Source organism: Colwellia sp. 6M3 (genome assembly GCF_014077595.1).
In the GTDB taxonomy this organism is placed as follows: Bacteria; Pseudomonadota; Gammaproteobacteria; order Enterobacterales; family Alteromonadaceae; genus Cognaticolwellia.
Genome location: NZ_JACGWF010000022.1, coordinates 1 through 13,492 on the forward strand (window position 1 = coordinate 1; position 13,492 = coordinate 13,492).

Below are 13,492 nucleotides of genomic sequence, written 5' to 3' on the forward strand. Positions count from 1 at the left end.
AAGCGAGATGCGCATTCTACGCAACTCAGTTTTAATGTCAACGTTTTATTTGAATTTATTTTAAAAGTTTTTAAAACTTTCAAAACCTATCTTTAAAACGTTAAGTTAACCAATTCAGCCTAAACCGTGCTAGATAACTTATTAAAACAGTTCGTTGGGGTGACCCCTTGGAACTGGAGCGCATTTTAGAGATTTTTGACCTCACGTCAACCGCTAAATGCATTTAATTTCGAAAATGTGTTTGTTTGCTTTTTTATTGAACTAATTGCCTAGTTTACAGACTAAATAGTATGAAGTTGGCCAAGTTTGGCTAGCAGTTTATTTAAAGTATTTGTTCTTATGTACAAATAAACAGGAGATATATAGTAATTTATACTCTATATTGTTTTAAACATAAGAATAATAATACAAACATACAGGAACTTTCCTTAGTGTTTGTTCAGAGAGCATAACAAATGAAAAAATTAATCATCTTGTTAATGCTTGCTGGCATTAGTAGTACAGTTATGGCAAAGGATATTGCTGAGTATAAACAGGAACGTTTAATAGCTAAGATATTAAACCAACAAGTAAAGAAACATAGAACAATTCAAAGCAGTGTACATTCTATACTTTCACGTTACCCTGAAAAAGTAGATACCGTTATGGCAGTTGCTTTTAAGCGCTACCCTGAAGAGTATCGTCAAATTATGTTAGGAGCGTTATCAGCCCAACCCGTTTTGGCTTGTGATGTAATTGCTAATTCAATTAAAGCTAAAGTTGCTCCAAGCAGTGAACTAGTTGAAATAGCGATAAAAGCTGAACCGGCATATGCTCAAGAGATAGTTAATACTGCTGTAAAATTTAATCCTAGTGAAATTGAAAACATTGTTCGAATCGCTATACGAACCGAGCCTTACGATACGAGTAACATCGTCAATAACACCGCATCTAGTTATCCTAGTAAAATGTTGAATATACTCACCGCAGCTATTACTGCGATACCTGAACAAGCCAGTAATATAGTAAAGGATATTTTAGCTATATTCCCTAATCAGGCTGACACGGTAGTTAAAACAGCGATTATTCAAAGTAAAGATAACCAATACGAAGGTATAGTAAATGCAGCTATAGATTCTGGCTTTGATAAAGACTCAGCCATTGCAGCTGCAATTGCTGGCGGTGCCAATAAAGATACCTTGGCTAATTTAAAGCATTAAGCTGATATCTTTACAATAAGTTTGTAATACGAAAAAGCCCAGTAATTACTGGGCTTTTTATTGTCTGCTATTAAGTGATTATATTAGCTTTGTTCTCGCTCAATCGCTCTGTATGCAATATCAGTTCGATATTCAACACCCTGCCATGAAATTTGCTGTAATAATTCATAAGCTGCCTGTTGCGCTTTAGTAACATTAGCACCTAATGCAGTTGCACATAACACACGACCACCTGCGGTAACTATGGCACCATCTTTTTCAGCTGTACCGGCATGAAATATTTTTCGATCAGATGCTTTATTAGTATCTAGTCCCGAAATAATATCGCCTTTTGGATAACTTGCTGGATATTTAGCTGCCGCCATTACAACGCCCACTGCCGGACGTGGATCAAAATCAATCGTTGCTTTGTCTAATTCACCACGGCAAGCCATCATACATAATTCAACAAGATCAGATTTTAAACGCATCATAATAGGTTGAGTTTCTGGATCACCAAATCGGCAATTGTATTCAATCACTTTTGGTATGCCATCAGTATCAATCATTAGTCCTGCATATAAGAATCCGGTATATGGCGCACCTTCTCTAGCCATACCTTCGACCGTTGGCATAATTACTTCATTCATTGCACGTTGATGAATTTCTGCAGTAACAACGGGTGCAGGAGAATATGCGCCCATGCCACCAGTATTTGGACCTTGATCACCATTGTATGCACGCTTATGATCTTGGCTGGTCGCAAATGCTAAAACATTCTTTCCGTCAACCATCACTATAAAACTAGCTTCTTCACCTTCTAAAAACTCTTCAATTACTACGCGATGTCCTGCATCACCAAAGGCATTTCCGGCAAGCATATCTTGAATCGCATCTTCTGCTTCTGCCAGTGTCATTGCTACAATTACACCTTTACCCGCAGCAAGACCGTCGGCTTTAACAACAATGGGAGCACCTTGTTCACGAACATAGGCCAGAGCAGGTTCAATTTCAGTGAAGTTTTGATAACTTCCAGTAGGAATATTGTTTCTAGCTAAAAAATCTTTGGTGAATGATTTCGAGCCTTCAAGTTGCGCTGCTTTTGCACTAGGTCCAAAAATCATTAAATCCTCAGCTTGAAAAGCATCAACCACGCCATCGACTAGCGGTTGTTCAGGACCAACAATCGTTAAAGCAACTTTATTATCTTTAGCAAAATTGACTAAAGCTGGAATGTCGCCAGCAGAGATCGCAATATTTTCTAATTTAGCTTCTGTAGCCGTACCTGCATTACCTGGTGCAACAAACACTTTTGTTACTGAAGATGATTGTGCAGCTTTCCATGCTAACGCATGCTCACGACCGCCACTACCAATGACCAAAACATTCATTCAATTACATTCCTAGTTTGTTAAATCGCTATAGCCTATTAAAAACAGACCATAGCGGTTCAATATTATTTTACAAATTTTAATGTCATGCGATCACTTTCGCCAATCGCCATATATTTAGCTTTATCTTCATCGCCTAAACGTAATACCGGCGGTAAGGTCCAAACACCTTTTGGATAAACAGCCATATCTTTTGGGTTAGCATTTATTTCACTGCTTGCTGCAAGGGTAAAGCCAGCCGCTTTTGCTTGTTCAATCGTTTTACTTTGCGAAACATAGCCGATTGCTTTTTTAGGGTCAACGCCTTCAGGTAAACGATGCTCTACTACACCTAATATGCCACCTTTTTTCAACGCTTTGTATGCATCTTTAAACGCTTGTTCGACACCTTCATCGCGCCAGTTGTGTAGGTTACGAAATGTTAATACCATATCAGCAGTACCTGCAGGAGCAAGTTCACTTGTTTGGCGTGGTATAAAGTTTGTTAACTCAACTTCACTAAAAACGTCATTGCTCGCAAGCATTTTAACTAATTGTTTACGTGAATTACTGTAATAGTTATCTTCGCCAGTATCTGGGTAATGTGCTCCGTAAAGCTTACCTTTGCCTTTAAGGGCTGGCGCTAAAATTTCGGTATACCAACCACCGCCTGGTGTAATCTCAACAACAGTCATCATTGGGTTAAAACCAAAAAACTCTAAGGTTTGTTTTGGATGACGGTATTCATCACGTGCTTTGTTTTTTGCTGAACGGTGATCGCCCGCAATAGCTTTTTCAAGTTGGCCTTGATGATGAGCATCTTGATGAGCGGCAACGAAACCTGAACATAATAAAGTTGCAGACACGATTGACGCGGTAAAAACTTTTTTGAACGTTTGAGCTGTTGTATGCATTTTATCTTCCATTAACGAGTAAATTTTTATAGAAGCTAGTTATAGCAGATTTCTACCAGATGTTCAGTGCCGAAAGTTTTATCTTATCGACAAAAAGCAGCATTTAAACTTAATTACATGTCACAAAATATTAATTTTACTTCAAACAGGCAAATTTCAACCGATTTAGTAAAAATGATAGCCGAATAACTACACCCAGATAAAAGGATTACCTGAGCATAGTTTACTCATTCAGACTTATTAATGACGAAAATGACGCATGCCGGTAAATACCATTGCGATATTATGTTCATCTGCTGCAGCAATAACTTCATTGTCACGCATAGAACCGCCTGGCTGAATTACTGCCGTAATACCGGCTTCAGCTGCAGCATCTAAACCATCACGAAATGGGAAGAATGCATCAGATGCCATTACCGAGCCTGCCACTTCTAAGTTTTCGTCCGCAGCTTTGATACCGGCAACTTTCGCCGAATATACACGACTCATTTGACCAGCGCCTACACCGATAGTCGAGCTGTTTTTAACGTAAACAATGGCATTAGATTTAACATATTTCGCTACTTTCCAACAAAATTGTAAATCGCGCATTTCTTCAGTGGTAGGCTGACGTTTAGTAACAACGGTTAGTTCATCACTTGTTACACTACCTTGGTCTGTGTCTTGCACTAATAAACCACCATTAACACGCTTAAAATCAAAACCAGTGGTTTTCGAAGACCACTGGCCACAAGCGAGTAAACGTAAATTAGGTTTAGTGGCTACAATTTTTGCCGCTGCATCAGAAATACTAGGGGCAATAATAACTTCCACAAATTGACGAGAAACAATAGCTTGTGCCGTTTCTTCATCTAATTCACGGTTAAAAGCGATAATGCCACCAAAAGCAGACGTTGGGTCTGTTTTATAAGCACCTTCATAAGCCGCTAAAATATCATCACCAATGGCAACACCACATGGGTTTGCATGTTTAACAATAACGCATGCTGGCTCATCAAATTCTTTAACACATTCTAAAGCAGCATCTGTATCAGCAATATTATTATAGGATAATGCTTTACCTTGAAGTTGCTTCGCGGTTGAAACCGATGCTTCTTCAGGAGACGCTTCTACATAGAATGCAGCATCTTGATGTGAGTTTTCACCGTAGCGTAAATCTTGCTTTTTAATAAACTGGCTATTAAAAGTGCGTGGGAATTTTTGACTCTCTAAATCAACGGTTTCATTGCTACCATGTGCTGGTAACATTTTACCAAAGTAGTTAGCGATCATACCGTCGTATGCTGCAGTGTGTTCATAGGCAGCAATGGCTAAATCAAAGCGTGTTTGATAAACCAATGAACCATTGTTAGCATTCATTTCAGCTAAAACTCGGTCGTAATCATGAGCATTAACGACAATAGTGACATCTTTATGGTTTTTAGCAGCAGCACGAACCATCGTTGGTCCACCAATATCGATATTTTCAATCGCGTTTTCTAAAGAGCAATTCTCATCGGCAACAGCATTAGCAAATGGATAAAGATTGACGACAACAAGGTCAATCGCATTAATGTCATTTTCAGTCATTACTGCTTCGTCAATACCACGACGCGCTAAAATGCCGCCATGAACTTTTGGATGCAAAGTTTTAACACGGCCGTCCATAATTTCTGGGTGACCTGTGTATTCAGATACTTCTGTTACTTTAATGCCATTTTCAGCCAATAACTTCGCGGTACCACCTGTAGATAAAAGGTCGACGCCTTTTTGTGATAGTGAGCGAGCAAATTCAACAATACCGGTTTTGTCTGAAACACTTAATAGTGCACGTTTGATTGGGCGTGGTGTATCCATGGTTTTTCTAATTACCTATAAATTAAAATAAAATGGTTGTCTTACCTATAACAGATGCCTGCAGTGCGGTGTAGTCCGCTAATACACATCCATTATCATTGTTATGCTTTATTACTCTGACCTAGATGCTAAAGTTGACTAACTGGATAACTTTTACATCTCTAAAAACAAAAAAGCACCCGAGGGTGCTTTTAATTGACAGGCTAACCTGTCGTACTTTTTAGTTCATGCCGTATTTTTTTAACTTCTTACGTAAAGTACCGCGGTTGATGCCTAATAAGTTAGCTGCGCGGGTTTGGTTACCACGCGTGTATTGCATTACTTCTTCAAGCATTGGCGCTTCAATTTCTGAAAGTACAAGGTCGTACATATCATCAACGTCATTACCGTTTAACTGTGACAAGTAGTTTTTAATAGCTACTTTCGCTTGTGTGCGTAAAGGCGAGGCCTTTGTCTGAGTTTGTAGATCACCGGTAATAAATGGAGAGGAAATATTTTGTTCAAACATAAAGTTCAGACTCTTTCTAAAGTTAAATTATCAAAATACATAGTTAATGCGTCAAGTTGTTGTGAAACCGACTCAAGTGCATTAAAAATAGAACGAAACGATTTTCCTTGTTCATGCGTTTGCATGTACCAAGAAACATGTTTACGGGCAAAACGTACACCCATAAATTCACCGTAAAATTTGTGTAATTCCATTACGTGTCCAATTAAAATTGAACGTACTTCATCCGTTGAAGGAGCAGGCAAATGCCTACCCGTTTTCAAAAAATAATTAATTTCTCGAAAAATCCAAGGTCTCCCTTGGGCACCACGACCAACCATAATGGCATCAGCCCCAGTGTAATTCAGCACTTGTTCCGCTTTTTCCGCACAAGTAATATCACCGTTAGCAACAACAGGAATAGTCACACTTTGCTTAATTGCTTTTATGGTGTCGTACTCTGCATTACCTTTATAAAAGTCATTACGAGTACGGCCATGCACAGCTAGTGATTGAATTCCGTTATGTTCAGCAATATTGGCTATTTCAATACCGTTGCGAGTGTTTTCACACCAGCCAGTTCGAATTTTCAACGTTACGGGAATATCTACCGCATTAACCACAGCTTTAACAATTTGCTCGACTAACGCGGGTTCTTTCAGTAACGCTGAACCTGCTAATTTTTTATTTACTTTTTTTGCTGGACACCCCATATTGATATCAATAATTTGAGCGCCATTATCAGCATTGAACCTAGCAGCAAAAGCTAATTCTTCAGGATCTGAGCCGGCAATTTGCACGGAACGTATACCTGCTTCTTCGCTATGCAACATACGACGTTGAGATTTACCGGTATTCCACACTTTTGGATTAGACGACATCATTTCTGATACTGCTAACCCTGCCCCCATCTGACAACATAATTGTCTGAATGGTTGATCTGTAATTCCCGCCATGGGTGCAAGCATAGTATTGCTTGCTAAAGTGTATGGACCTATCTTCACGCTGTTGTTTTTTTGAGCTACTAGTCAAAAGGGCGCTAAGTTTACGCGTTTTTTTTAGGATTGAAAAGGATATAAATTGAACAAAAAGCGCTTTTTTTTACGTTTTTTATATTGACATTTTATAAAGTGTTAATGCGAGCAGATTTTGTACAATTTGATAACAAAACCTGCTCACTTTTTAAGACATTTATAAAAAACTATTTGCGAACACCTGACAAGCGAACCCACTCTTCTTGAACCTTTATCGGATCCATCTGACAAAACTCACCATAAATAGTTTGTAATTGCTGAGCCTGCTCTTCTAAAACGCCTGATAAAGCGAGTACGCCGTTACTGGCAACATATTCAATTATCACAGGAGCAAGCTCGCGTAATGGTCCTGCTAATATATTTGCCACCACAACGTCGGCTTTAAATTTGGGTTGATCTTTTGGGAGAAATAATTCTAAGCGGTCTTCACATTGATTGCGTTTTGCATTTTCTAAACTGGCTTGTAGTGCTTGAGGGTCAATATCAATACCAATGACTTTTTTCGCCCCTAATTTAAGCGCAGCTAATGACAAAATTCCTGAGCCACAACCGAAATCGACCACGGTTTTGCCTACCAGGTCTAAACCATCAAGCCATGTTAAACATAAAGCCGTTGTTGGGTGAGTACCAGTACCAAACGCTAAGCCGGGATCAAGCATAACATTTACCGCACTCGGGTCAGGCACTTCACGCCAACTTGGGCAAACCCATAAACGTTGACCAAACTTCATCGGATGAAAATTGTCCATCCATTCGCGTTCCCAGTCTTTGTCTTCCAATTGCTCAAGTTTGTATGCCATATTGGCTTTATCTGGATGAATACCTTTTAAGTAATTAAGTACTTTATCCATATCATGACTTGCATCATATAAGCCCATTACGACTGTATTGTTCCAATAGATAACTTCGTCACCGGGTAAAGGTTCATATATAGGTGTGTCTTTAGCGTCGATAAAAGTAACGGCTTGTGCACCACACGCGCTAAGCCAATCACTATATTTTTCGGCAGTGTCTTCATCAGCACTTAATCTAAGCTGGATCCAGGGCATGTTTCTTCTCATTAAAATTTTTTTGCTAGTTTATCATTCTCTACCGCGACAAAATAGCTTCTTTAGCCATATACTAAGCTAATAACCTTCGGTAACTTAGTGCGTTCATAAAAATCACAAGCTTAGTAATCACCCCTTATTTAAATACAATTACTTGCTTGAATTAAACAAACCTTAAGGATAAAAAATGTTAGATTTACTACCCGATTTATTCGACGACCACGCTGATAAGCTTTCTTTGGCCGCCCCTATTTTTAAAGACTATGGTGGTAACACTATATTTCATGGCGAAATAGTCACAGTGAGTTGTTACAACGATAATTCCAAAGTTAAAGAGCTAGTCGCCACTGACGGTACCAATAAAGTGATGGTTGTTGATGGCAAAGCCAGTATGACAAACGCTTTGCTTGGCGACATGTTAGCCGAGTTGGCTGTAAAAAATGGTTGGCAAGGAATTGTTATTAATGGCTGTATTCGTGATGCAGGCACAATAGCCACCTTACCTATAGCAGTAAAAGCATTAGGTTGTAGCCCTATAAAAACTGAAAAGTTAGGTAAAGGCGAAATAAACCAACAAATTAACTTTGCGGAGTTAAGCTTTTCACCTGGTCAATACATTTATGGTGATCTTAATGGCTTAGCCACCAGTACAACATTAATATCTTTTTAACGCCTAGCATCTTAATTCATTAAACACAGATAAAATTAACATTGACCCCGAAGGTTAGAGATTAACAATGAAGTACTTCCCTATATTTTTAGACGCCAAATACATTAACGCTATGATAATAGGAGGCGGTGAAGTCGCGGCTCGCAAAATAGATTTATTATTAAAGTCGACCACTGATATTACTATTATGTCGGAAACATTGAATAGCAGTGTAGAACGACTAGTCAATTTACATCAATTGACCTGGCTTAAGCATAATTATCAACCAGGCCACCTTAGCAACGCCAATATTGTTATTGCCGCTACTGACAGTATCGAAGTTAATAGCGCCGTTGCAGCTGAGAGCACACAACTAAAGTTACTCACTAATGTAGTCGATCAACCTGAGCTTTGTAACTACATCACGCCAGCCATTATTGATAGAACTCCCATGATAATAGCTATGTCTAGCTCTGGTAGTGCGCCTATTCTCTTACGTATGTTACGAGAGCAGATCGAAAAAACGTTACCTAACGGTTATGGCAAGTTAGCCGAATTTTCATTTAAATTCAGAGATCATGTTAAAGCACGGGTGAAAAGCATACGTGACCGTCGTACTTTTTGGGAACGCACATTACGAGGTAGCATAGGTGAAGCTATATTAGCTGGCGAAACAACCTCGGCTGAGCAACAATTAATTGCCAGTTTAAAAGTTCAAGTTCCCCCTCCAAATGGCGAAATAGTCTTTATATATACAGGTGATGGTAATCCTGACAACCTGACACTAAATGCGCACAGAGAAATGCAATTTGCTGATGCCGTTTTTTACGATCAAGAAGTTAATACCGATATCATTGAATACATCAGGCGTGACGCCAGTAAATTTCCTCAAGATATATCATCAAGTATTTTAATTAATGTTCAGCACGCGCTAGATTTAGCCGAAAAGGGTGAAAAAGTTATATATTTACTGCACGGTACATTAGAGCTACCTAGCAATAAAACCTTAACTGAAAGTGTTATTGCAAAAAAACATATTTATAGCGGCAGCTAATAATTTGAGTTCGATAGTGAGTAAGATGAAATAAACGCATTAAAAAATAATGCTATTGTGCACGTGCAATGTAATAAGGGACGAAGCCCCCATCATTAAAACGGTATCGCTTGGCTAATATCGACATATAACGCACCAAAAATAAGCTGATTATGACTTAATCAGCCTAGTTAAGGCTTGCTTATGCTAAAAGTGAAATTGCCACCAGTAGCATAAATACCGCAGTAATATGTACTTGATCAATGATAGGGCTTGCAGTGGGGAATTGATTAACATCTTGCATAAGTAACTCACCGGTAAACATATTAACTAAGTAATACTATAGAACCGTCAATAGTCGATTAAGTTCCAAGCTTTACGCTTCCTTACATTTATATTGTTTTATGCTACTTATATATGTAGTTATCATTATGTAGTCATCATTTAATTAATATATCACCTTAAATTCGCCAACTAATAACTTACACCGATGAATGCGGCTGCGAAGGGTATCTTAATATGATCACCGATAACGCTAAAGATCTCCGTGTATTAATTGACTGTGTAATAGGGAAAACTCAATTTTCAGCCTGTAAAGTCACTGTTGCTAGGCTACCGTATCAGCGATATATTGTTTTTAAACGGCTACGGTTGCGTTTGGCAAACCCAGAATGGTAAACATTATAAAAACCAGCTAACCAACAAGAAATGTTTTACATACCCAAACTGTATTCGGCTTAATTTCCTTCAATATAGGCCTTTTATTAACAACCTCTCCATTCACACTGTCTCATCACTTGAATCACCAAAGTAAAAATTTTAATGGCTTTTTATGAAGTGAAATCTATCTTATTGATAATAAATCACCACATTACGCTCAAATGATAGACAACCCTAAACAAGTGTAATAATCTGACAAGAGCTTGGTTTATAATAACTAAATGTGTAAAAACAGGTTATTTTATAATTTTGAGTTACACTGAATTAAAGAGAAAAGTCTAATAAATGGAATGTAATAGATGCCAAATAATAAAGATATCAAAAAAGAGCAACAGCAAGATGTAGCTCAAGTAAATGAACTTGATCAGCTTCGGCAAATTGTGTTTGGTGCAGCTGAGCAACAACTAAAACAACAAATTGCCTCTACACGCAGTGATCTTGAACACGCGTTGAGTAAACAAAATTCCAGCTTTAACGATCGTCTAACGCAAATGCAGGAAAGTATTAACCAACGATTTTCTAATTTAGAGCAACAATTACAACTTGCAGATAAAAGTCACGACGATAACGAAGCTTCAATTGAGAAAAACCTTGCTAGTTTATCATCAGAACATGAAATGTTTGCTAGTACCACTCTACAAGATTTTAAAAATATAGAACAAGCACTTGATAATGAAAGTCAGTCGCTTACTCGTAATTTCAACGATCAGCTAGAGCAATTGAAAACCCACCTCGAATCCGTATCAAAAGAACTTAGCTCGTCAAAAACCGATAGAAAAACACTCGCTAAATTACTAGCAACTATGGCAACAAATTTAGAAGATGATGAATTATAATGCCCACCGATGCAGCAAAAGAAGCTGAGTCAGCGCAACAATTAGAACAAGTTCGTACGCTACTGTTAGGTAAAGACAACAGTAGAATTACCGACAGTTTAAAAAAAGATGCGCGCAAAATAGTAGCTGAAGTTATCACTGAAGCGCTGCACGATAGGCAACAAAAAGACAATTCAGTAGATAAAGTATTACAACCTTTTGTAGAAGACTCGGTGCAAATCTCTGTCGCGCACAATAGCGAACAAATGGTTATCTCTTTATATCCTATTGTCGGTAGTTTAGTGAGGAAATCAGTTGCGGCTTTCCTCAGCGACTTTATGGAAAGAACCAATCAGTTAATAGAGAATAGTTTAACAATAAAAGGTCTAACGTGGCGATTTAAAGCCCGACAAGGCGGTGTGAGTTACTCGCAATATGCTGCCTCGCAAACTTTTATCTATCGGGTTGAGCATGTTTTTCTTATTCACAGAGAGACTGGTCTACTGCTCAATACTGTCGCATTGGATAACGAAAGCAAAAGTGATGCTGACATTGTATCGGCAATGTTAACAGCAATTAATGATTTTGTGGGTGACTCGTTTTTAACCAACGATGATCGGCTCAAAGAACAATTACAATCAGTGACTACCGAAAACTTCACCTTATTGATCAAGCCTGGACCAAGTGCATTAGTGGTTGCAGCAGTTAGCGGGAATCCTCCCCAAAGTATCAGTAACCAATTACAGATAACTGTTGAAAACATTCATAGTTTGTATCTTGAAGAACTCAATAATTTTGATGGTGACAATCAGCAATTCAACAAAACCGATAGTTTACTGCGCGACTGCTTATTATCAGAGCAAAAAACAGCACCCTCCAGTAAGAAAAAAACACCTTGGTTTGCTTGGGCTATTGTATGTTTTATTATGCTATACGCTGGTTACCAAGGTTTAAATTGGTTAAAAACTTCGCAATTACATGAAAAAATAATGCAGCTAGATGCACAGCCTGGCGTTATTATTAAGCAACTTAACATAGACGATATTAATACCATAACACTTGACGTTTTACGCGACCCTGACGCCATAAAAATTTCTGACTGGCTCAATGCTAATGCAATAAACTCTGCTAACGTTAAACTTATCGAACGCAATTATTATTCTTTAGATGCGCCTATATTGCACCAACGTGTTGACCGGATTAATGCCAACTATCCTAATATTAACTTTACATGGCAAAACAATATGCTTGTACTCGCTGGCACCTTAAGTATCAGCAAAACTGAACAATTACTTAATGCTTTAGGACTTGCAGGATTTACAGTCGGTAATAATTTAGACACAGCACAACTGCAATTAACGTCATCTAACGCTGTAGCTCAAAGTAAGCAAATTAAACAGCAGGTATTTAACGACATAATCGGTCGAATAGCATCGCTTCAGTTAAATTTCCCTGTTGCCGCTCAAACCGTCACACCTGAAATGCGACTGACTCTGCAAAAAATTTATCAATACATAGAGCAGTTAACGCCATTAGCAGAATCACTTAACATTAATTTTGGTTTACTCATATTAGGCAGTAGCGATAACACTGGCAGCTCTTCGACTAATCGTATTATTAGTCTGCAAAGAGCAAACAATGCTGCTGATGTGCTACAAGAGCATGGTATTGATAAAGCACAAATGTTTGTTACTGGTCTAGGAAAAATAGATATTAAAGAGATAAGCACTAAGGCAAGAACCGTTATGTTTAATATTATTCATATAAATAACAATTAGCTAAATAATTAAGTGACTATTATACAAAAAAGAGTAGTATTTTAATCAGACTAATAACGCGTATAGTTTATGCAAAGCGAGAATTAAAAGCTTAATAAAACCAACAAACTGTCGAACATGGAGAGGACACTTTGATTCAAAAGAAAATATGCCTTTTAGGGGCTTCCAGTGTTGGTAAAACAAGTTTGGTTAAACAATTTGTTGAAGGTATTTTTAGTGAGAAGTATCTCACCACTATTGGTGTGAAAATAGATAAAAAAACTATAACTTTCGAAAATGAACAAGTTCAGTTCATGTTATGGGACATGGAAGGTAATGACACTTATAACGTTTTCCAAGAAAGGTATTTACGTGGTGCTGCAGGCTATATCATCGTTGTTGACCAAACCCGTACAACTTCTTTTCATGAAGGGTTAGATATCCATACGCTCGCGCGACAAGTGACTGACTGCCCCGCTATATTAACTATTAATAAAAAAGACTTACCTGCCACTTGGAATATAGAAGCCGAAGAAAATAAGGTTTACAAAGACTTATTTGAAATGCAGTTTTCAACTAGCGCTAAAACAGGAGAGAATGTCGAAGACATGTTTTTAGCCTTAGCTAAGTTATTATTAAAGGATTGAGTA

Annotated in this window: 11 protein-coding genes and 1 pseudogene; 6 read left to right on the forward strand and 6 right to left on the reverse strand. The window is 38.0% G+C overall.

Going from position 1 to position 13,492, the window contains the following annotated elements; translation table 11 throughout:
• Positions 1–455: 455 nt before the first annotated feature.
• Positions 456–1,199, forward strand: a complete 744-nt coding sequence (locus tag H4J50_RS06795; RefSeq protein ID WP_182255290.1) for a hypothetical protein — start codon at positions 456–458, stop codon at positions 1,197–1,199.
• A gap of 83 nt (positions 1,200–1,282) precedes the next feature.
• Here the strand turns inward: H4J50_RS06795 and purD are convergent, their stop codons facing one another.
• The 6 genes from purD to prmA form a co-directional block, all read right to left on the reverse strand.
• Entirely contained in the window at positions 1,283–2,569 is a 1,287-nt protein-coding gene (purD, locus tag H4J50_RS06800) for a phosphoribosylamine--glycine ligase (protein WP_182255292.1), read from the reverse strand.
• 65 nt (positions 2,570–2,634) lie between these two features.
• Positions 2,635–3,462, reverse strand: coding sequence for a class I SAM-dependent methyltransferase (locus H4J50_RS06805; RefSeq protein WP_108454804.1), 828 nt, complete (start codon positions 3,460–3,462; stop codon positions 2,635–2,637).
• Positions 3,463–3,702: 240 nt separating this feature from the next.
• The gene (purH, locus tag H4J50_RS06810; RefSeq protein WP_182255294.1) at positions 3,703–5,298 is read right to left on the reverse strand and encodes a bifunctional phosphoribosylaminoimidazolecarboxamide formyltransferase/IMP cyclohydrolase; all 1,596 of its coding nucleotides are present in this window, start codon (positions 5,296–5,298) and stop codon (positions 3,703–3,705) included.
• 220 nt (positions 5,299–5,518) lie between these two features.
• Positions 5,519–5,806, reverse strand: coding sequence for a DNA-binding transcriptional regulator Fis (gene fis, locus H4J50_RS06815; protein WP_044832893.1), 288 nt, complete (start codon positions 5,804–5,806; stop codon positions 5,519–5,521).
• A 5-nt stretch (positions 5,807–5,811) separates the two neighbouring features.
• Positions 5,812–6,789: a tRNA dihydrouridine synthase DusB gene (dusB, locus tag H4J50_RS06820; protein ID WP_108454802.1), complete on the reverse strand. Its 978-nt coding sequence runs from the start codon at positions 6,787–6,789 to the stop codon at positions 5,812–5,814.
• Positions 6,790–6,986: 197 nt separating this feature from the next.
• Complete coding sequence (prmA, locus tag H4J50_RS06825; RefSeq protein WP_108454801.1) at positions 6,987–7,868, reverse strand: 50S ribosomal protein L11 methyltransferase; 882 nt, start codon at positions 7,866–7,868, stop codon at positions 6,987–6,989.
• A 187-nt stretch (positions 7,869–8,055) separates the two neighbouring features.
• Between prmA and H4J50_RS06830 the strand changes: the two genes are divergently transcribed.
• The 5 genes and pseudogenes from H4J50_RS06830 to H4J50_RS06850 form a co-directional block, all read left to right on the forward strand.
• Entirely contained in the window at positions 8,056–8,538 is a 483-nt protein-coding gene (locus tag H4J50_RS06830) for a putative 4-hydroxy-4-methyl-2-oxoglutarate aldolase (protein WP_182255296.1), read from the forward strand.
• Between the two features lie 67 nt (positions 8,539–8,605).
• Positions 8,606–9,571, forward strand: coding sequence for a siroheme synthase (locus H4J50_RS06835; protein WP_182255298.1), 966 nt, complete (start codon positions 8,606–8,608; stop codon positions 9,569–9,571).
• A 998-nt stretch (positions 9,572–10,569) separates the two neighbouring features.
• Positions 10,570–11,106 carry a hypothetical protein gene (locus H4J50_RS06840; protein WP_108454795.1) on the forward strand — a complete coding sequence of 179 codons (537 nt, stop codon included), beginning with the start codon at positions 10,570–10,572 and terminating at the stop codon, positions 11,104–11,106.
• Entirely contained in the window at positions 11,106–12,863 is a 1,758-nt protein-coding gene (locus tag H4J50_RS06845) for an OmpA family protein (protein WP_182255300.1), read from the forward strand. The genes H4J50_RS06840 and H4J50_RS06845 overlap by 1 nt, the downstream gene beginning before the upstream one ends.
• 125 nt (positions 12,864–12,988) lie before the next feature.
• A pseudogene (locus H4J50_RS06850) lies at positions 12,989–13,489 on the forward strand (Rab family GTPase); the annotation flags it as partial.
• Positions 13,490–13,492 lie beyond the last annotated feature (3 nt).

Bases quoted from the DNA above. Each gene is read 5' to 3' on its own strand.
- H4J50_RS06795 (WP_182255290.1), top strand. From the start codon at position 456: ATGAAAAAATTAATCATCTTGTTAATGCTTGCTGGCATTAGTAGTACA.
- purD (WP_182255292.1), bottom strand. From the start codon at position 2,569: ATGAATGTTTTGGTCATTGGTAGTGGCGGTCGTGAGCATGCGTTAGCA.
- H4J50_RS06805 (WP_108454804.1), bottom strand. From the start codon at position 3,462: ATGCATACAACAGCTCAAACGTTCAAAAAAGTTTTTACCGCGTCAATC.
- purH (WP_182255294.1), bottom strand. From the start codon at position 5,298: ATGGATACACCACGCCCAATCAAACGTGCACTATTAAGTGTTTCAGAC.
- fis (WP_044832893.1), bottom strand. From the start codon at position 5,806: ATGTTTGAACAAAATATTTCCTCTCCATTTATTACCGGTGATCTACAA.
- prmA (WP_108454801.1), bottom strand. From the start codon at position 7,868: ATGCCCTGGATCCAGCTTAGATTAAGTGCTGATGAAGACACTGCCGAA.
- H4J50_RS06830 (WP_182255296.1), top strand. From the start codon at position 8,056: ATGTTAGATTTACTACCCGATTTATTCGACGACCACGCTGATAAGCTT.
- H4J50_RS06835 (WP_182255298.1), top strand. From the start codon at position 8,606: ATGAAGTACTTCCCTATATTTTTAGACGCCAAATACATTAACGCTATG.
- H4J50_RS06840 (WP_108454795.1), top strand. From the start codon at position 10,570: ATGCCAAATAATAAAGATATCAAAAAAGAGCAACAGCAAGATGTAGCT.
- H4J50_RS06845 (WP_182255300.1), top strand. From the start codon at position 11,106: ATGCCCACCGATGCAGCAAAAGAAGCTGAGTCAGCGCAACAATTAGAA.